At 36.8% G+C, this 20,327-nt stretch carries 18 protein-coding genes; 4 read left to right on the top strand and 14 right to left on the bottom strand.

Annotated features, from left to right (window positions below; all coding sequences use genetic code 11):
• Positions 1-107 precede the first annotated feature (107 nt).
• The 3 genes from MHI40_RS00720 to MHI40_RS00710 form a co-directional block, all read right to left on the bottom strand.
• Positions 108-1,205, bottom strand: a complete 1,098-nt coding sequence (locus MHI40_RS00720) for an amidohydrolase (protein ID WP_093536626.1) — start codon at positions 1,203-1,205, stop codon at positions 108-110.
• A gap of 29 nt (positions 1,206-1,234) precedes the next feature.
• On the bottom strand, positions 1,235-1,429 hold the full coding sequence (locus MHI40_RS00715; RefSeq protein WP_093536628.1) for a YwbE family protein: 195 nt from the start codon (positions 1,427-1,429) through the stop codon (positions 1,235-1,237).
• Positions 1,430-1,614: 185 nt separating this feature from the next.
• Positions 1,615-3,840: an S-layer homology domain-containing protein gene (locus MHI40_RS00710; protein ID WP_340761120.1), complete on the bottom strand. Its 2,226-nt coding sequence runs from the start codon at positions 3,838-3,840 to the stop codon at positions 1,615-1,617.
• Between the two features lie 289 nt (positions 3,841-4,129).
• Here MHI40_RS00710 and MHI40_RS00705 point away from each other — a divergent pair, with 289 nt between their 5' ends.
• Positions 4,130-4,570, top strand: a complete 441-nt coding sequence (locus MHI40_RS00705) for a peptidylprolyl isomerase (protein ID WP_093536632.1) — start codon at positions 4,130-4,132, stop codon at positions 4,568-4,570.
• Positions 4,571-4,659: 89 nt separating this feature from the next.
• Here MHI40_RS00705 and MHI40_RS00700 read toward each other — a convergent pair whose 3' ends face one another.
• The 4 genes from MHI40_RS00700 to MHI40_RS00685 all read right to left on the bottom strand — a co-directional run bounded on the left by MHI40_RS00700 (position 4,660) and on the right by MHI40_RS00685 (position 8,030).
• A complete protein-coding gene (locus MHI40_RS00700; protein ID WP_340761119.1) occupies positions 4,660-5,766 on the bottom strand; it encodes a DUF1648 domain-containing protein in 1,107 nt (368 codons plus the stop codon).
• On the bottom strand, positions 5,763-6,152 hold the full coding sequence (locus tag MHI40_RS00695) for a GntR family transcriptional regulator (RefSeq protein ID WP_340761118.1): 390 nt from the start codon (positions 6,150-6,152) through the stop codon (positions 5,763-5,765). Before MHI40_RS00695 ends, MHI40_RS00700 begins: the two co-directional genes overlap by 4 nt.
• Before the next feature lie 111 nt (positions 6,153-6,263).
• A complete protein-coding gene (locus MHI40_RS00690; RefSeq protein ID WP_340761117.1) occupies positions 6,264-7,568 on the bottom strand; it encodes a D-serine ammonia-lyase in 1,305 nt (434 codons plus the stop codon).
• A 15-nt stretch (positions 7,569-7,583) separates the two neighbouring features.
• Positions 7,584-8,030, bottom strand: a complete 447-nt coding sequence (locus MHI40_RS00685; RefSeq protein WP_093536640.1) for a GNAT family N-acetyltransferase — start codon at positions 8,028-8,030, stop codon at positions 7,584-7,586.
• A 255-nt stretch (positions 8,031-8,285) separates the two neighbouring features.
• Here MHI40_RS00685 and MHI40_RS00680 point away from each other — a divergent pair, with 255 nt between their 5' ends.
• A complete protein-coding gene (locus MHI40_RS00680) occupies positions 8,286-8,471 on the top strand; it encodes a hypothetical protein (protein ID WP_340761116.1) in 186 nt (61 codons plus the stop codon).
• Positions 8,472-8,547: 76 nt separating this feature from the next.
• Here the strand turns inward: MHI40_RS00680 and trhO are convergent, their stop codons facing one another.
• A complete protein-coding gene (trhO, locus tag MHI40_RS00675) occupies positions 8,548-9,495 on the bottom strand; it encodes an oxygen-dependent tRNA uridine(34) hydroxylase TrhO (RefSeq protein ID WP_340761115.1) in 948 nt (315 codons plus the stop codon).
• A gap of 651 nt (positions 9,496-10,146) precedes the next feature.
• Here trhO and MHI40_RS00665 point away from each other — a divergent pair.
• Positions 10,147-10,998 (top strand): glycerophosphodiester phosphodiesterase family protein, encoded by an 852-nt coding sequence (locus tag MHI40_RS00665; RefSeq protein WP_340761114.1) that lies wholly within the window; start codon positions 10,147-10,149, stop codon positions 10,996-10,998.
• Positions 10,999-11,002: 4 nt separating this feature from the next.
• Here the strand turns inward: MHI40_RS00665 and MHI40_RS00660 are convergent, their stop codons facing one another.
• From MHI40_RS00660 to MHI40_RS00645, 4 genes are all read right to left on the bottom strand, one after another.
• Positions 11,003-11,455 carry a YaiI/YqxD family protein gene (locus tag MHI40_RS00660; protein ID WP_093536656.1) on the bottom strand — a complete coding sequence of 151 codons (453 nt, stop codon included), beginning with the start codon at positions 11,453-11,455 and terminating at the stop codon, positions 11,003-11,005.
• A 138-nt stretch (positions 11,456-11,593) separates the two neighbouring features.
• Positions 11,594-12,679 carry an ABC transporter substrate-binding protein gene (locus tag MHI40_RS00655; RefSeq protein WP_340761113.1) on the bottom strand — a complete coding sequence of 362 codons (1,086 nt, stop codon included), beginning with the start codon at positions 12,677-12,679 and terminating at the stop codon, positions 11,594-11,596.
• Between the two features lie 11 nt (positions 12,680-12,690).
• Positions 12,691-13,470 carry an ABC transporter ATP-binding protein gene (locus MHI40_RS00650; protein WP_093536660.1) on the bottom strand — a complete coding sequence of 260 codons (780 nt, stop codon included), beginning with the start codon at positions 13,468-13,470 and terminating at the stop codon, positions 12,691-12,693.
• A 4-nt stretch (positions 13,471-13,474) separates the two neighbouring features.
• Positions 13,475-14,296: an ABC transporter permease gene (locus MHI40_RS00645; protein ID WP_093536662.1), complete on the bottom strand. Its 822-nt coding sequence runs from the start codon at positions 14,294-14,296 to the stop codon at positions 13,475-13,477.
• Positions 14,297-14,446: 150 nt separating this feature from the next.
• On the opposite strand from MHI40_RS00645, the gene MHI40_RS00640 reads away from it, so the two are divergent.
• A complete protein-coding gene (locus MHI40_RS00640; protein WP_340761112.1) occupies positions 14,447-15,748 on the top strand; it encodes a M48 family metallopeptidase in 1,302 nt (433 codons plus the stop codon).
• A 210-nt stretch (positions 15,749-15,958) separates the two neighbouring features.
• On the opposite strand, the gene MHI40_RS00635 is transcribed toward MHI40_RS00640, so the two are convergent.
• Both MHI40_RS00635 and MHI40_RS00630 read right to left on the bottom strand, forming a co-directional pair.
• The gene (locus MHI40_RS00635; RefSeq protein WP_340761111.1) at positions 15,959-19,039 is read right to left on the bottom strand and encodes an SMC family ATPase; all 3,081 of its coding nucleotides are present in this window, start codon (positions 19,037-19,039) and stop codon (positions 15,959-15,961) included.
• Positions 19,036-20,199 (bottom strand): exonuclease SbcCD subunit D, encoded by a 1,164-nt coding sequence (locus MHI40_RS00630; RefSeq protein WP_340761110.1) that lies wholly within the window; start codon positions 20,197-20,199, stop codon positions 19,036-19,038. The genes MHI40_RS00635 and MHI40_RS00630 overlap by 4 nt, the downstream gene beginning before the upstream one ends.
• Positions 20,200-20,327: the final 128 nt, after the last annotated feature.

The following is a 20,327-nucleotide window of genomic DNA, read 5'->3' as shown; positions in this document are numbered from 1 at the left end:
CTTTTCTGGCAAAATATTTCCCCCTTACAACTTTGAGACAATTCTAAATTGACGTTTAATAGTCGTTAATAGAGTAATATTAAATCGAAACGAAACACTAGTCAATATTATTTTGCACTATTTGAAAGCGTTTTCTCTATTACTTTTGCACCTATTATTAATGCATCTTTGTTAAAGGTCATATTGGGGTGATGTAATCCTGGTGTCAAATCCGCACCAATACCAATCATTGCGGCTTTTACTTCTGGATGTCTAATAGTATAAAAGTGGAAATCATCGCTTCCTGAAGTAATTACTTCTTCTGCTAAATTTTCCATACCTATAACTTCCATTATCGCTTGTTTTGAAATTGCTGCGGCCTCCTTCGATACTTCAGCACCTGGTGTAATATCTTGAAATTCCCACTCGATCTTTATATCAAATAATTGTTGAATTGTATTCAAGTCTTTATCTATCTGATCTTTTAGTTGAAACAAAACACTATTACTCGCTGCTCTCACATCGATAGAAAACGTAGCATTTCCCGGAATGATATTCGCATTTTCTCCGCCTGCTTGAATTTTTGTTAGCTTCGCAGAATATGATTCGAATGGGGAAAAGTAAATGTTTTTCAATGCTTGATGAATGGCCATTACTACATCAATGGCATTATTGCCTTGATGAGGTCTAGCGCCATGTGCATCTATTCCTTTTATCTTACCTTCTACAAATAATGCCGCACCATGGTGTATAGCTGGTGAAACTTTTCCAAAAGGAAGTTCCTCAATTGGTCGTAAATGCACACCAAATAGATGTGTTACATCCGTCAAGGCCCCACGGTCAATCATCGAATTTGCTCCATTACCTTTCTCTTCTGCCGGTTGAAAGATGAAGCGGATTCGTTTATTCAACTTTTTATCCTTTAGTAACAATAATGCTCCCAACACCATAGACATATTGGCATCATGTCCACAGGAATGATTGGCACGTAACTCTCCATCCACTTCTTGCCAGAGAGCATCAATATCAGCTCGAACCGCAATTACTTCTGACCCTTCCCCGATTTCCGCTAGCAATCCAGTTACATCATCAAATCTACGATAGGAAATACCCAAACTATCCAGAATTTCCGCAAGTTTATTCGTCGTTTCATATTCCTTCCAGCTCACTTCTGGATATTGATGAAAGTGGTTAAACCACTGTAAAATTTGAGATTCTACTTGCACTTCAACTACACTCCTTTTCACCTTATAATTTATCCTATGATTTCACAAACTCGTCCTATTTGTCCATCTGTTAAGCGAACTTTTATGCCATGCGGATGAAAGGAAGAATTCGTCAATAAATCTTTTACGATCCCTTTCGTTTTCTCTCCTGATCGTTGATCTTTTTTTAATACGATATACACTTCTATGCCAGGTTTAACGTCTTTTCTATTCTGTCCATTCATTTGGATTCACCTCTTTTTTTATCGTACCACTTTCATGATCTAGTTTCAGTATTTTGAAAATTAAAGTGTGACATTGAAGGTAAATCCTAATCTAATTCTTTCCTTAACCAGTTATATTAACGCAGAAATATAGAGGGTCATGACTGGTTGTCATGACCCTCTAATTTTATTTATATTTCTATGATTTAATAACTGTATCTGAAATCTCTTCCCTTATTGGAGATTTCATGAGCTAAGCGGATTGAGGACACCGCTAAATCTGCATATGTTATTTCTTTTTTGGGGTTAAAATGATTTTTTTCTGCCTTTACTAATCCAAGTGAGTTTGCCAAAATTACATAACCAATATTTGCCTCCGTAACTTTTTTGCCATCAGTAAATTCGTTTTTAAAAATATTTTTTTGTATAGCTGCTTGCTCAAGACCTAGTGCTCGAATATACCATACGGCTAGCTCTTCTTTAGTAACAGGATTATTTACATCAAAGGTCTTTTGATCTGTTTTTAAAATACCCGCTTCTACTGCACGCTCAACAGCTTGATAGGAAGCATGTTTGGAGTTAATGTTTGTAAAAGATTGCTTCATACTCTCTGACTCTCTAATGTTTGTCTCATAAATATACGTTAAAGAATTCATCATGATCTTGATTGCTTCCCCTTTAGACACAGCTGCATCCCCGTTAAAGGTTTTTGGATCATTTACCGTCAATACCTTTGCCTTAATTAAATAGTTCAGCTCTTCTGCTGCTGTTGGATGAGAAACCTCAGGTGTCACTTCTATATTGTATTGATTAATCCATTTCCCAGAATTGGCATCTAACACATTAAAGGCAGTTTCATTGAATAACGGAGAGTATATTAAATCATAATGACTATTTTCTTTCTTGTGATTTCCCTTCATATAACTCATTTTTAGACTTAATGCTTTACTCAACGTATCCTCCACTTCTTTTAAAGAAATAACTTTATCCAATGTCGGCCATTCTTCAATTTGTGGCCTGCTTACACTTAGATTTTCCAAAGAGCCGTCCTTATAAATACTTACACTAATTTGATCCCCACTAACCATTACCCCATTTACTATACGAGGGAAGTTTAAGTAGTAATTCCCCCTTGCGTCATCGACATAACTGTCCTCTAAAGGCATAGCATATTCATGAAGATAAGATGGCACTAATTCCTTTAAGTACTTGACCGCTTGAGCAATCGCCTCTTCTTTAGAAATAGGAGCAACTTCCTCCTTAGTACCGTTCAGTTCAATCATCATACTATTTTGTGCATTATGATACTGAAGCAACTCCCCAGTTTTCTTATCAAATTCTAATGAGGAACCACTTCCTCCATTAGCGTAGTTATACATATATTGAATACTTATTACTTCTTGCCCATAACTATTTTTTACTTCTTCTACTGATTGAATACTCAACTTGACCTTGTCAGACTTTACTTGTAATAACTTTTCTGCTGCTTTCTTTGCCTCTTCCTTCGTCATTCCATTTTGCCTGACTGGCAATGCCGAGTTAGTAACCTTTTCATATTCCATTTTAGTTGGTTGTTCCGCTAAAAATTCTTTACCGTTAAACCATTCACCCGTAACAGCACTAACACTCAGAACATCAGGCACATAAACCAGTTTTACATCATTTTTCCCAGTTTCATAGTTGGTGTTAACTTGATATTGTAGCCTCGCGGTAAGATTTTCTTTCATTTTTTCTAATGCGTCCTTTTGATCTTTCACCTTTTTTACATCGTCAAAAATAGGAGATTTAGTTATTGCTGAATTATAAAAATTGACAATTTCTCCGTTTCCAAGAACTGTTACAGTTACAAGTTGATCAGCAATCGCAACATCATCCTTCAAACGATTGAAAGAAAAAGAATAACTAATAGGACTAGTTAATATTTGTTTTGAGTAATAAAAGTAATCATTATTTTCTTCATTTAATTTGTAATTCCCAGCTTTAAGAAACTTCTTAACGAAGTCAGTTGCCACTTTTTTAGCTTCTTCTTTAGAAACCTTGGCTGGAAACAAAGAGTCTGGAGTTCTAATCGGCTCATAGCTGAAGGATTCTACCTCTAAATCTTCTCCATAAAACGATATATTCCCATAAGTATCCTTCCCATTCTGCAACTTATTGAAAGACATCTGATAATTTGTTTCCTCCCTCTCCGGATAATCATATGAACTCATATGAAAATCACTAGCATTCACAAAGTCAAAAAACCCTGGAAAAGCAGAGCGAAACTTTTTAAGTAAGTCTTCCTTAGTAACAACCTTTTCTGTTGAATTCACCTGTGCTACCACATTTACTGGTTGTCCTCCTACAGTAACTGTACTCGCTGCACTAACAGCAGATGAAAACATCCCAATCGATAAAGCAGATGCAGTTAATATAATCCCTATCTTCTTCAATTTAAATAGTCCCCCTTTTTAGGTAATAATTATATTGTAAAGCAAATTTTGGTAATTATAAATAGAATATTTATATTTTTATAAAGATTCTTTCAATTAACTAATTCGACAGGAGTGCTAAATAACCTTTATCTGTAAAACATCATTTGTATTAGGTAAGGATTTTGACAACAATAGGCTAATTTCTTTTTAAAAATATACGAAACTCTTCTACAGTCTCTGTTTTTGGAAAATGATTTAGGTACATGCTATACTAATGAAGGATTTAAACGAAAAAGGAGTGTTTTAAATGACAAAAAAAGGTTATATCTTAATGGATTCTGGTGAAAAAATTGAATTTGATCTATTCCCAAATGAGGCACCAAACACAGTTGCAAACTTTGAAGAGTTAGCAAACAGCGAATTCTATAACGGAGTAGTATTCCACCGTGTAATTCCTGGTTTCGTAAGTCAAGGTGGAGACCCAACTGGTACAGGTATGGGCGGTAGCGGCAAAAACATTAAATGTGAAACAGCTGGAAACCCACACAAACACCAAGCAGGAAGCCTTTCAATGGCACATGCTGGTAAAGACACTGGTTCTAGCCAATTCTTTATCGTACACGCACCTCAACCACATTTAGATGGTGTTCATACTGTTTTCGGTCAAGTTACAAGTGGACTTGAAGTAGCAAAAGCTATGAAAAATGGCGCTAAAATGGAAAAAGTAGAAGTTTTCGACGCTGAATAAGAAAACTGACGCCGCTTTGCAGCGCAAAGCATACTCTTTCTTGAAACAAGCAAAAAGCAGCTCCCCAATAATTGGGGAGCTGCTTTTTCTTATAATAAAAATGATATGCCGAATATAAGTAGAAGAGGCACGAGTAAAACAATCCAACTTATAGGATGAGCAAAATTTAAAGTCCAACCTACGCCAAATCGCTTTTCTACCATAATACTTGGATCGTTTTTGTTCATGTAAAACATCCCGCCCTTCCAATATCGGTCCTCGTCAACAGCTATCTTGTTTTCTATGGCTGGACTGTTTTCTTCTACTTTTAATCGAGATCCACTTTGTCCTACTTTAATTACATAAATGCCAACAACTGCAAATGTTAGTATTAAGAAAGTTAGAGGGAGAGCCCACATGATAAGAGATGAGGATATCTCGGGATGAATCGTCTGCAAGTGAAAATATCCCATCATAAGTGTTATTCCAATAGTGATAAAGAGCGCTAACAAACTCGTATATTTTCGAAATGCTAGTTGCTGCACAAGTGAAGCTTTTTTATTGGATGGATTAAGGCGAGCTCCCGAAAATTTCATACCTTCACTCATCATAAGGAACATACCTTGCATCACAAGTAAAATAAGTGGCAGTGCAACTACACTAAAATATGTTTTTTCGCTGAACGCATCTGCTTCTCCTGTAGGTCCCCAGTGAGTAGGAATCATCTCTGGCATTTGGTCATATTTCATAAATGTATATATGATTAAACCTATAGTAACAAACATAGGAAAGATAAAGAGTACACGGGGTATTAGTTTGAGCTTTTCCTGAAACTTTACATCAACTACTCTCACTTCACTTTTCCCTATTAACCACCCTTGTGTTTCTTTTAGTCTTTTCATTCGAAGATGCATCATAAAATAATAGCCAATGCTCACAAACAACGTTGTAAACTGAACTCCTACACTCACTAAAGCTAACGTTTCTTCTGCCGGATTTTGAGTTAAAGCCCACCAGAGATAGACCCCAAAAATAATCATTCCGAACGTTAGTACAACCGTCGTATACGTATTTTTTAATTTTATCACCACTGAATCTTTTGTATGACTATCTGGTATATACACGCCAAATGCTTCTGTTGGCTTTAGAAATTTCGGCATAAATGCTTGTAAAATAGTTATAAATAATAGGATGAATCCAAAGAGTGTAATAATCATTTGTTCCCCTCCTCAATATTCTGTACGAGCTTGCGTACCATCTCTACTAGTTCTTCTTCTGAGAGCTTTCGAACTAATCCCTCTGTAATAATTGGTCTTAGCTGAGCTTCAAGTTTTTGCTTTTCTTCCTCTGTTGCCTTCGGAATACCACTTGGTCGAATAATTACACCTGATTTTGCCACTATTTGTATAAACTCTTTTTCCTCTAGATAGTGATATGTCTTATTTACTGTATGCATATTCATCCCAAGATCACTCGCAAACGCTCTAACAGACGGTAGCGAGTCACCTGGCTTTAACTCACCTCGTACTATACCTTCCATAAGTTGGTGTGCCAACTGCAAATAGATGGGGACATCAGAATTAGATTCTATTTCAATAAACATGAGTCACCCTCCCTTATTTTGTTCTATATATAGCATAACACATTTGTTCTATATATAGTAGAGCAAATAACAATAAAAAAACCCTACTTAGACTCTAAGTAGGATTGATATTTAGTTCAAAAGATATTGTTTTCCTTTTTCATAATAGATTTGCATTTCCTGAGAAGGAACCATTCCTCCGCCAGTTGCCCAAACTATATGAGTAGTTTTTTTCAAGGGTACTCCTTGTGTTGTTAAATGAATTGGTCCTGTCATGCCCGCAAGTGCAGAAGGTTCTAATAGAATATTTTCCGTGTCAGCCAATAAAGCTAAAAGCTCATAAAGTGTTTTATCTTTAATCGTGAAGCTTCCACTTATGAGCTGCTCAAGCGTTTTTCCTACAAACCCTGACGGTCGACCTACAGCCAGTCCATCTGCAACTGTTTTGTTATCAAGGCCGATATCAGCTACTGAAATATTTTCATGTAATCCGGTCATTAAACCAAGTAGCATGCAAGGGGAGTTCGTAGGCTCTGCAAAAAAGCACTGCACATAGTCCCCGAATATTAGTTTTAGTCCAAACGCCACTCCTCCTGGCCCACCACCAACTCCACAAGGCAAATATACGAAAAGTGGATGTTCGGCGTCGACAATGATTTGCATTTGTTCTAGTTGAGTTTTCAACCTACTTGCTGCAACAGCATATCCGACAAATAAGTCGATGGAATTTTCGTCATCGATAAAAAAGCACTTTGAATCTTTCTCCGCCTGTTTCCTACCTTCCATCACCGCAATACTATAGTCAAAGTCATACTCTACAACCGTTACGCCTTTTGAACGAAGCATATCCTTTTTCCATTGTTTCGCATCACTAGACATATGCACAGTTACTCGAAATCCTAATTTGGCACTAATTATTCCTATGCTTAGTCCAAGATTTCCAGTAGAACCTACTGCAATCGAGTAATTTGAGAAAAACTGTCTAAATCTATCGGTTGAGAGAATAGCATAATCATCTGTTTCTTCCAATAAACCTTCTCGCATCGCAAGTTGCTCTGCAATTTTAAGCACCTCATAAATACCACCACGGGCCTTTATAGATCCTGAAATTGGTAAGGCATTATCACATTTTAACAGCAATTCTCCATCAAACTCTGTATGAAAGAATTTTTTTATGGAAGATTCCATTGTAGGAATTTTTACAAGTGGAGACTCAATAATCCCCTTTGCTTTTGCTGTTTCTGGAAAAGCAATACATAAATAAGATGCAAAGCGATCTAAACGATCGCTTGCATCTTGAACCATTTCAGCAGTAACAGAAACATTTTTTAATGCCTCTTCTGAATCTATTTTATTTGGATTAAACCATATTATTTCTTCTTTCCTTTGCATCTTGGAGATTAAGGGGAATTTCATTTCTAATTGCTGGTTATTCATCGTTGTAAACCCTTTCTATTCTAAACTCAACACATGCGTAGTATCCGGAGAGCGCTCGTCAAATTTAAACCCGTTAGCACGGTAAAATGAATCTGCCTTTGCTGACTCTGTTTTAGTTGTTATTTCCTTAAAGTGACCTTTGGCATTTTCAGAAACCACTTTCAACAGTTCGCTTCCTATACCCTTTCGACGATGCTCAGGTAATGTATAAAATCGATATAGTCTTGCGGAATTGTCTGCTTCACTAGCAGTATTTTTAAACAAACCACCTAGTGCTACTAGTTCATCTTCATCCCATGCCCCATAAATTGCCTCTCCTTGTTCGCTGAAGCGATGTGTCCCGTCTTCATATTCGGAAGCTAATCTGGATACAAAACGATACCCTTCCTTTTCACTTTCTTGAATTAGTTTGGATACGTTGACTGCGTTCAAATCTGAAATATTTTTCACTTCGATTGACATATACGTTCCTCCATTCTATTTTTGAAAAATGAACTCTTTGTTACTTTCTATATAGGAAGGCAAATCCCCTCTATATGTTTAATATATTACCATCATCCATGCTTTATACTGTCCTGCTTAGTAGACGTCATTTACAATCAGGGTTTATTTTGGTGATTCTGTTGAAGCAAGTAAAATCACTGTATCATTTACTTATGGCAGAACTTATGAGGAACATTAACGTCCCTATATTAAATTAACCAGAGGAGTGAGACGATGGGATTTTGGTATTTCTTAATACTATTCGTAGGAATATTTTTAGTAATTAAGGGGCTACTTGGAAACAAAAAATTCATTTTAATAGTTGTTGGACTATTATGTATTGCGTTATCAATATTTATGTTTTCTCCAGGAAGTGCTGAAATCATTTCAGAAATATTCCATTTAAATAGAGGTCGGTAGTTTGAAGTCGTGCTCGTGGAAAGGATTTTCATATCTATTAAATAAGCCCATGCTAGTTAGCATGGGCTTTCGTTTACTATTTTATAGCAGCTAATCTAGCTTCTACTTCTTCTTCAGATAATTTATGTTCTACAATGTAACGATTGCGTGGATGCTCGCGGCATTCGTCCGAACAGCTGCGTAGATACTTATGTTCGTTTTCTTCTGAGCAAAGAATTTTGTCATTACAATCAGGATTTGCGCAGTTTACATAACGCTCACATGGCTCCCCTGTGAAATGGTCTTTACCAACCACGACATGCTCTACTTGGTTTACCGGGACAGCGATACGCTCATCGAATACGTACATTTGTCCATCCCAAAGTTGTCCACGTACTTCTGGATCCTTGGCGTAAGTTGCAATTCCACCATGTAGTTGACCTACACCCTCAAATCCTTCTCTTACTAACCATCCTGAGAATTTTTCACAGCGTATTCCGCCCGTACAATACGTAAGTACTTTTTTACCTTCGAACATTTCTTTGTTTTCAATCATCCAGTCTGGTAGGTCCCGGAAGTTGCGAATTTCTGGACGAATCGCACCACGGAAATGTCCTAGATCGAATTCATAATCATTACGAGCATCAATGACAACAGTATCCTCAGCCTGCATTTGTTCGAAAAACTCTTTTGGAGAAAGGTATTGTCCTGTTATTTCATTTGGATTAATATCGTCCACTAATCCTAAATGCACAATCTCTTTTTTAGGACGTACATGCATTTTTTTAAAGGCATGTCCTTCTGCTTCATCTATTTTATACACCATGTCAGCAAATCGTTCGTCTGCCTTCATCATATTCATGTATGCCTCAGTTTGTTCAAACGTACCTGAACAAGTTCCGTTTATACCTTCGTCTGATACTAAAATACGCCCTTTTAACCCGATTTCCTTACATGCTGCAAGATGTTCTTGCGCAAATGTTACTGGATCTTCAATCGGGACATATTTATAGTAAAGTAATACTCTGTATGCATTTGTGTCCATTTTTTACTCCACCTTTTCTAATTTTGTCCACCGTATAATATACCAAAAAAAACAGCAAATGTTAAATAGATTGTTTTCTTTTTATAATCAAAAAACGAACAAGCAAGCATATGAATGCCTCTTGTTCGTTTATATATTCTTGTCTATTTATTGGCAATTTCTATCGCACGATTGGTACCTTCTGCAGCTGCATCTAGCGCTTCCTGGGCACTATATTCGATCACCCATAGTCATTGCTATCATTTGGTCACGTGTCACATCAAACATGCAATTCCTAAGTGTCTTTGGATTTGTCTTATTTCAGAACGCATATGTGCCCATGGCTTTGCATCTAAATAAGATAGCGGATAATTCATTAAATAAATTGAGTGTTATCTTCAACTGATCGGATACATTAATGATAAATCATGTTTGCTTGGAGGCATATCATTAACTTCTATGTCACCAATTTCCATCCAAGATCCCACTTGTTATATTTTCTAACCTGCGATCATTCGACCGACAAGAACAAAAAGCTCTCCCAGTTCAATAGATATGTTATTCGTTTTCTGATATCAATCAATTCAACCTTTTCATAGCACTCTTATAGATATTAGTTATACCAATTAAATTCATTCTACTAAACAAAAATTTACTAGAAAGGAGTCTCTCATGCGCTTATTATTTACTATACTAGTAAGTTTATGTTTAATAGCAGGCTGCGATAACTCGGAAAACAGTATACAACCAATTTCCAACGACAAGTTATTAATCATAGCGCACCGCGGGGCTTCTGCTTTTGCACCGGAGCATACGATGACTGCTTATGAGATAGCCCACCAAGCGGATGTAGACTATATTGAAATAGATTTACAAATGACAAAGGATGGAGTGTTAGTTGCTATGCACGACGAAAAGGTTGATCGTACAACGGATGGACTTGGCTTTGTAAAGGAGTATACGTTGGAAGAATTGAAGCAGTTAAATGCAGGGAAATGGTTTAATGAAGCATATCCAGATTTGGCTAACAAAGAGTTTGAACAAGAGAAAGTCCCCACCTTAGAAGAGATTTTTGTTCAGTTCGGGGATGATGTAAATTATTATATTGAGTTAAAGTCACCACGTATTTATAAGGGAATGGAAGAGAAGCTTTTCAGTTTATTAAAAAAGTATGATTTATTAGGAGAGGACCACACCTTGCCAAAAGTTATTGTGGAGTCGTTCAATGAGGATACTTTAACAAAGTTTCATACACTAGAGCCGACGCTTCCTCTTGTTCAACTGTTTAGTTTCAAAGAGAAAGCTGCGTTATCTCATCTAGATTATGAACGTTTGCAAACTTATGCTAGTGGAATTGGGGTTAATTTAAAATCGGTCGATCAAGAATTTATTCACGAAGCCCAATTAAATGGATTGCAGGTGCATCTATATTCTATTAAAACTGAAAATGAAATGAAGAATGCAATCCATCTTGATGCAAACGGGGTATTTGTTGATAATCCCATCTTAAGTGAGCTCCAGTAGAAAGTTAACTTCCTGCTTGAAGCGCATGCTCACATAATTTATGGAAGCTTGCTTCAAATTTTTCATTGTCTTCTTTTTGACGTTTCTTAGGACCCTTTAAGCGCCCCCCTGCCTGTCTAATTTTCTTAGATATATGGCGACTGTCTAACAGTTGGTCAATGTTCTCAGGAGTATACCATCGTCCGTTTTGATCGATTGCAAAACCTTGCTTAGCCAATACCATTGCCGCTAGGCCATAGTCTTGGGTAACGACTATGTCCCCTTTTTTCACTCTATTTACTAGAACAAAGTCTACTGCATCTGCTCCTTTAGATACCATTATTGTATCTGCACCTTCTCGTTGCATATAATGCGCAGTATCACATAGTAAAGTAACGTTCATTTTAAACTTTTTCGACACAAAAATCGTTAAATCTACTACTGGACATCCGTCAGCATCAACTAAAACATTTACCATTTTACGCACCTCATTTTCACTTGCTTATCCTTACATTATATTATATCCAATCTAGTAAAGTATAATCTGTCGGAATTGTCTTTTAACCTTCCTACTTATCCTTATCTTTGAAAAAAAAACGCCCAAATTTCTGGACGTTTACTTTTCATATGCTCCTAAAATTTCTACTGCTTTTTCTGTTACCGACGTATCTACCGCCTTATCAAAATCTACATCCCCACTAATAGCTCCGTTTTCTTTGTATGCATTATATTGTTTTAATACATCATCTAAAAACATTGTACCGTCTGGGTTTAATCCAGTTACAAATACTTTTTCCCAAAGCGAAGTATCTTTTAGAGATGTATGCTTTGTCATGATGTCTATAATTTCAGCTTTGTTCTCCCCTTTAATAAAGGCATCATTGTAATCACGAACCCCTTTTAAATAGGCAGCCATGAACCGCAGGGAGACCTCCTGTTCATCACTCATGAACTGTGGTGAACCTAATACCATAGCAATTTGAGACTCAGGTGCATAGTCAGTCGCATCTCCAAACCGTTGATGAAATCCATTTTCAACACCTTGCGCTATTAATGGCTCAATTTGTAATGCTGCATCAATCGATCCATTTTCAATTGCACCTAGCATACTTCCGAAATCTGCAAGTAATACAAGCTCTACATCCTCAGTTGTTAATCCAGCATGCTTTAGCATTTCCAAATAGATATATTCATCAATCGAGTTTTTAGAGGATATTGCAATTTTTTTTCCCTTAAAATCTTCATAACTTTTTATTTCATCTACCATTTGATTTCCGATTACAAATGAAAAATAAGATTTTCCTGGAACATTATGCCCTTTGTCTGCAATAATTTTCACGTCAATTCCTTGTGCAATAGCATTAAAGAATGACGCAGTCGATACTCCTCCTGCGATATCTACATCTCCAGAAGCAAGGGCCGGCAACATTTCATCACTATTCGAGAACACCGCAAACTCTACATCTATATTGTAATCCTCAAAGTACCCTTTTTCTTTTGCGATATAAAACCCAGCTCCAGAGGCAGATCCATCTTCAGCGATAACAACCTTAACCTTTTCCTCTAGTGGTGCAAGATCTCCTGAAGGATTTTCTTTACTCACCTCATCATCTACTTTGGATGAACTGTCCTTATCTTTAGAACTACATGCACTTAGTAAAAGTACAAAAGATACTACAATTAAAAAGCCCCACTTTTTCACATATTTCCTCCTTACTTTCTCGACTTTTGAACTTCCTGCTGTAGATGATTCCAGATCGCTATAAACTGCTCCGCCATTTCCAGATTGGCACGAACTTGCTCCATCGTACGTGGTCTTGGCAGAGGTACTTTTATCTCTTCTACTATCTCTCCCGGTTGAGCACTCATCAATACAATACGGTCACTTAATAACAAAGCCTCATCGATACTATGCGTAATAAAAATCACCGTTTTTTTCGTCTCAGACCAAATAGATAGCAGCTCTTCTTGCAAGATGAACTTGTTCTGTTCATCCAGCGCTGCAAATGGTTCATCCATTAGCAATATTTCCGGATCATTTGCAAAAGCTCGTGCAATACTTATCCGTTGTTTCATGCCCCCTGAAAGTTCTTTTGGGTATAGCTTTGAGAACTTTGTAAGACCAACTTTCTTTAAATAATAATTGGTTTGCTTTCGAACAAACTCTTTAGGCAGATGACGCATATTCAGTCCAAATGCTACATTTTCTTCTACAGTCAACCAAGGAATAACTCCCTTTTCTTGAAATACCATTGATTGCAATGGCCGGAAGTCTGTATCTGATTCTATTGAAAATGTACCCGAACTTGGTTGTTCCAGGTCAGCAAGTATTCGTAGTAAAGTTGTTTTTCCACATCCACTTGGACCAACTATACAGACAAACTCTCCTTCTTCTACGTTTAACGTAATATTTTGTATAGCTGTCACACTATTATTTTTTTTATAAAATACTTTCGTGAGATTATCAATAGAAATTTTTACTGGTTGGTCCATCTAATCACCTCCAAGGGATAATTTTTCTTTGTAGTCCGCGTAATAAAAGAGAAAACATAAATCCAAAGAAAGAAATGAGGATCAATCCGACGAACATTTCTTTTAACATAAACGCTTTATAGGAAGTCCAGATTAAATAACCGATACCTGATGTTGCCCCCATCATCTCAGCTGCGACAATCGTCAGTAGCGCAATCGCCTGCCCCATTTGAATTCCTTCTAACATAACTGGAAGGGCGCCCGGGAAAGCAATTCTAAGAAAGAAATCAGTGGGGCTTGCACCATAATTTTTGGCTACGTCTAAGTGAACTTTTTCTATATTCAATACGCCAGCGACAGTATTAATAACCACTGGGAAAAATACACTTCCTGCAATAGTAACAACTTTTGAAAAATCTCCAATACCAAAAAGGATAATGATGATCGGTAGTAAAGCCAAAGTCGGGATAGGCATAAAAGCCATGACAATCGGTGAGATAAAATGACGGATCGGGGCGTACAATCCCATTAGTAGCCCAATAATTATTCCTGGTATTACACCTAATAAAAATCCTGCGGCTATTCTATACAAAGAGACAGAAATATGTGTCCATAACAACCCACTTGTCATCAATTCAAAAAATGTAGAAACAATGGCAGATGGGGGTGGAAAAAATCGTATATCAAGTACACCTGTTCTTGAACAAATTTCCCAAAGTAAAAGAATGAAAATAGGAGAAATAATGGTTAATAATTGTTTTCCTCTCTCTTTTACCTGTCGCTTCTTCCATTCTTGTTGTTCCATTTCATAGGGATTGTATAATTTACCCTCTTTTTCCTCGTGCATTTTTCACCACCTCTTGTAAAAATAATATGATGAAAGGGGAATTTGTGTGAAAGACATACGGTATACTAGATAGTATCTATCAGAATTTTCTAGTTTGACAGAAAAGACGTAGGATGATAAATTGGTAAATATTTGGGGGAGGTAATTTATTTGTCGTCGAAGGAGTTAACTTCTAATAGGGAAATGCCATATTTCGTTATTAGTGTTATTTTCAGTTTGTTATTATACATACTTGCTATCGTGTCTTTATTTGGTATAGCTATTTTATTAATTCTTTTCGTATTTTTGCTTTATGCTAATGTAGTTATGCTCGGCTCTATTCGAGGAAATGGGATACGTATTAGTGAAAAGCAATTCCCGGATGTATACGCGCGTGTCGTGTCTTTATCTGAAAAAATGAACATAAAAAAAGTTCCTGATGTGTTCGTTATTCATTCAGAAGGAGCATTTAATGCATTTGCTACAAGATTTCTAGGAAGAAATATGGTAGTTATTTATTCGGAAGTTTTTGAGTTAGCTAGAGAACGAGGTGAAGCAGAGCTCGATTTTATCATTGCCCACGAACTTTCTCATGTAAAGAGAAGACATGTGTGGAAGAACATTTTAATCATGCCTGCACAATTTATACCATTTCTCTCGCAAGCGTATAGTAGATCATGTGAATATACCTGTGATCGTGAAGCTGCCTATTATATACAAAATGGAATGGCTGCTAAACAAGCGCTTACCATTCTTGGCGTTGGAAAAAAGTTATATTCAGAAGTAAACGAAGACGCATATTTGGAACAAATCCATACAGAATCGAATATTGCCGTATGGTTAAGCGAAGTGTTATCCAGTCATCCACTTTTACCTAAACGAATTCAAGCTGTCGGGAACTTTATGAGAATAGAAGGTACACCAAATTACTATTCTAACTCCAGCAAAATTGCTCTTGGAGTGGGTGCACTCATTGGAATTTTCTTTGTTTGTTATATTGCGGTCATAGCTTTATTTGCAGCTGGTACACTCACTTATGCTAGTTTGTTTTCTGGGAGTATTTTCAATGAACTATCTCCTGAAGAAGATTATTTAAGTGATGAGTATTCATTGACCTTAACTCCTCTAATGGAAGCTGTTTCAGATGGGGATGAAGAAAAAGTTAATAGTCTACTATCTAGTGGAATTGATATAGAAGAGATGGACTCAGAGCGAACAACTGCTCTTCATTATGCAATATACGCAGGAAATATTGCGATAGCAGAAAAGTTATTAGAGGCTGGGGCTAATCCAAATACCTCAGATAATTACTCTAATACGTTAACCGCTGCATTGGAATACCAAAACTATGAAATGGCTGCTCTCCTATATGAGTATGGAGCAGATCCAAAGATAGTTGACCCACAAGGTTTATCCGCCTTAAACATGCTTGAGGTGTATAGCGAGGAAGAATTTTTAGATATTATAAGATAAGTATTGAGATAAAGCATAAGATGTCCTGTTTCTACTGCTTTCGAAGGACTTTAGACTTTCTATTATTATCGTTTGAATTTTAGTGATATTGGTTGTGACGTCCGTCATAACCAATATCACTTTTTTGTTATTCTTATGTTGTTTGTCAGTCGCCTGCCTACATCTCTTAGACAACTAATGAAAGGTACTTTTTATTATTATGAAATTGGTCTATTTAATAACAAATTTTGTACTGCTATAACCTGCCTTTTGTTTCTCCACTTCTAAAATGGCTGGGATCGCTGCTTTTAGCTCTGCTACATGGGAGATAACGCCAATCATACGTCCAGATTTTTGCAGATCAACTAATGTATCGATTGCTTTGTTGAGAGACTCCTCATCAAGAGATCCGAATCCTTCATCGATAAACATGGTCTCGATACGAATATTGCCTTGGAAGCTTTGAATAACATCGGCCATTCCAAGTGCTAGACATAATGAAGCATTAAACTTTTCGCCACCTGACAATGTTTTTACGTCTCGTTTCTGACCTGTATAAGCATCATATACATCCAACCCGAGTCCACTTTGTTTCCCATGCGTTTCCTGTCTATCACTTCGCAGCAATTGGAACTGACCATTCGACATATGCTTTAATCGTTCGTTCGCTGCCTGAACAATTTGCTCCAAGTATTCTATTTGTACATATCGCTCAAATGATATTTTCTTTTGGTTATGCCCCCTCAATATGTCATAGAGATCCATAATTCGATGTACTTGTTCCTCTAATAGAGTAATTCTCTCACTAGTAGAAGCAATCTTATCTTCTATTTCTTTTCCTGCCTTTACGTACTCTTTTGTACTATTACATATCGTTAAAGCCTGCTCGTATATTTCTTTTAACTGATTCAATTCATCCTCGAGAGGCTTTAGTTCAACTTTTGTTTTGTTTTCCAGTTGTCCTTTTCTTTCTCTTACTTGCTCCGTAAATGTATGGAGCCTTTGCTTATATTCTTCACATTGATATTTTAGGGCTGAGCGCTCTGTTTCGGTTAGTTTAGCAGCCAAATACTTTTCTAAAGTTTCAAACGTTGCTTTGCTCAAGGATTCTCTAAATTGGGTTAAAGCTTTTTCGCGTTTTACTTCCGCTTCTTGTAATGATTTAGAGGTATGCTCTAGTGCTAAGCGGGCTGTGGTACACGCATCATGGGAAGACTGCATCCTATTTTGTACATTTTCCCATGCAAGGGCTAATTGTTCTTTTTGCTTTGTTGCAAAAGTAATTTCTGTTTGTAGATTTTGTAAAGTCGGTATATGACCAGGTATTGTGGAAAGCTTCGACTCATATACCGCTCTTGCTTGCTTCACTTGGCTTGACTGCTCTCTGTAAAATGCTTCCATCTCTAAGTTACTCTGTTCTAGATTTTCAACTTTGGCTATGGACTCTTTATAAGGTTGTTTTAAAGAAAATAGCAGTTCTTTTTTTAAGCGAAGTTGCTGTACCTCTCTTTGCAAATCGAGCAGATTGGTTTCTACTTGCTCGACCAATTCTGCCTCTACTTCATGTTCCTTCAACTGAACGAGCACTTTTTGTATTTGAGCTTCTGCTGTTTCTTTTTTCGCTTTAAAGGTCAATAAAGTCGATTCTTCCTTATTTAACGCAGCCTTCGCCATTCGAAGCTCACCTTCATCAACAAAACTTTCACCTATATCAATATGCAATGTGGAATGCTCTTTGCTACCACATACTGGACATGGCTCGCCCTCTACTAGTTTAGATGCAATTAAACTTGCCTGATTCCCTAACCACTGTTGTTCAATATCCTCATACGTTTCTTTGCATTGTTCAAATTTGTCCTGTTGCTTGGCTTCCGCTGAGATCAGTATATGCAGTTCCTGGTCAACGACTTTATATTCTTGCAGTTTGTTATGCTGTGCTTGGAGCAAAGTAAGCTGTTGCACCATACTGTCTAAAGGTTCTAGTAGTTCTTCTAACTTCTCTATTTCTAACTTCTGTTCTTTTAACAAGTTCTTATGTTTTTGGAGATTAGCAGCTATTGTCGAAAGCTTTTGTTCAGCCTCTAAACTACCTTTTTCAAGTAATAACAACTCTTTCCTCTTAATCTCCAACTCTTCAAATATAGGTAATAGACTGTTTAAATAGATAACCATTTCCACACTTTTTTCGCGTGCTTCTTTATTATTCGATTCGGTTGTAAAGATAATTTCTGTTTGTTTCAAATTATCCTCTGCAATCATATTTTCTTTCTGCGCTTTCTCCAATAAAGTCCGCTTTCCTCTAACCTCTAGCTCAAGCTCATTGAAATAAGCTTCAATTGGCTCTATAATACTTGCACGCTCCGCAGAATCTAACTGTTGCTGCTTTTCTAAGAACTCATTTTCACGCTCTTTTAAGGCCTTAAGTTGTTGTTCCTTTACTTCCAACTCGATAAAGCGATCATTGATAGCTTTGGTTTCATGATAGACCTTCTGTTTGTTCATATGAAGCTCATATGCTTCTTCATATTTACGTTCGTCTTGTATAATTTTCTCTTTGTAAAAGCTAGTCTCTTCTTTTAATGCCTCTACTAATTGAAAGGTGTTAAAATTAGCTTCATTTATTAATGTAAAAAGGTTAGATTCACGTAGTGGAAAGGAAGCAATAATTTTTTCTGTAAAATTATCCTGTGTCAATTGTTCTTTTCTAAGTTCTGCCTCTGCAATTATCTTTTTCTCTTTGAGTTTTTCATGAATCATTTTATAGGGCTCTGTTTTAAAAATCTTTCGTAAAATAGCTTCTTTGTTTTCTGTAGTAGAGGTCAATAGCTTTCGAAACTCTCCCTGTGGGAGCATGACAATTTGACTGAACTGATCTAAAGTCAACCCAATGATTTCTTCTACCTTTTTGTTGATCTCCGATACAATCTGTCGTTCGACAACAGGTACTTCTCCAGCAGCTTGTATCTCAAAAAATTCATATCGTTCACCCGTTGCACCTTTATTGCCTTTTTTCACGTGACCTAATTGTCGCAATATGCGGTAACGTCTATTATGTATCTCGAAGACTAACTCAACAGAAGTATGTGTATCATCTGTTGCGAAATCACTACGCATCGTTTTCGTATCGCGACGATCCTCCCCGCTTCCTGAACCGTAAAGCGCAAAACAAATCCCATCAAATATAGTTGTTTTCCCTGCTCCTGTTGCTCCGGAAATAACAAATAGCCTATTTCCTTTTAGTTCAGTAAAGTCAATTGTTTCTGTGAATTTATAAGGACCAAACGCACTCATTTTCAGTTGAATCGGTTTCAATTGGATTTTCCCCCTTCCCGTTCTTCTCGTGCTAATACAGTTAATACTTCTTTAAATATTTCCCCGGTCTCTACCGATGCTTCTTTACCACTAACTTCGGAGTAAAACGAACGGAACAGTGTATATTCATCCTTTTTCGTCCGTCCAACTTCTGGTTCTTCTGACAAACCAATTAATTGAAACGCTTTTCTTTCGACGTGCATGGCATTAGGATAAACGGTCCGGATTTGTTCCATCGGAGATAAAACTGGCGTATCATCTAGTAATTTCACGAACACATAATCTTCACTAACAGGTTGCATTAATATATCCTGCAAAAAACCCTCAACCGTTCTCATATCTCGAGTTGGTGCAAGTAATCTTTTTTCTACAGTCGTTTTACCTTCTGCATCCATCTCCACGATGAAAAAGCCCTTTTTATGGTGCTCCTCCGAAATAGAATATTTTAGTGGTGAACCTGAATAGCGGATTGTTTCGTTTAAAACATAGTGGGCTTGATGTAAATGCCCTAGAGCCGTGTAATGAAACGGTTGGAATAGACTTGCATTTACATATTCTGCTCCACCTATAGCTAAAGGACGTTCGGAATCACTTGTATTTTCCTGTTCTTGACCATGTGGGGTAACAAAGGCATGTCCTACAAATACATGCCTTTTTGTTTTGTCCATCTTCTCTTCTATTAATTCTATTATTTTTTTCATAGCTTGGTTATGTGTAATTATTGTCTCATCTTCCATTAGATATCGGACTTGGGAAGGATCCGCGTATGGCACAAGGTGGAAATGCACCTCTCCATAAGTATCGTTTAAAACTATAGATTTCATGTTCCGACTTAATTGTCCCACAATATGTAAACCCGTTTCTTTCATAAGCTGGCTACCAAAGTTTAGTCGACTAGGGCTATCATGGTTTCCTGCAATAGTTAATAATGGGGTATTGCGTTTCAACACAATCTCTGCAAACAATTCATCCAATAAGTGTACCGCTTCCGTTGGTGGTACTGCTCGATCGTACAAGTCTCCTGCAATAATTACTGCATCTGGCTTTTCTATATCAATTGCTTGGAGAAATTGTTCTAATACAAATCGTTGATCCTCTGTCATATATATCCCTTGAACCAATTTACCCAGATGCCAGTCTGCTGTGTGAAAAAATTTCAATTTAATTCACTCCTTCTATTATTATTCGTTTATTTGATAATTCTAAAGTAATAGGAAATTATGGATATTGAAAAATTTTTGATGCACCTCGTTTACCTCCATGTTATGATGAAAAAAGGGAGGAGGAT

Source organism: Psychrobacillus sp. FSL H8-0510, from assembly GCF_038008345.1.
GTDB lineage: Bacteria > Bacillota > Bacilli > Bacillales_A > Planococcaceae > Psychrobacillus > Psychrobacillus psychrotolerans.
Note: the sequence above shows the minus strand (reverse complement) of the source record. Positions and strands in the feature narration are given on the sequence as shown.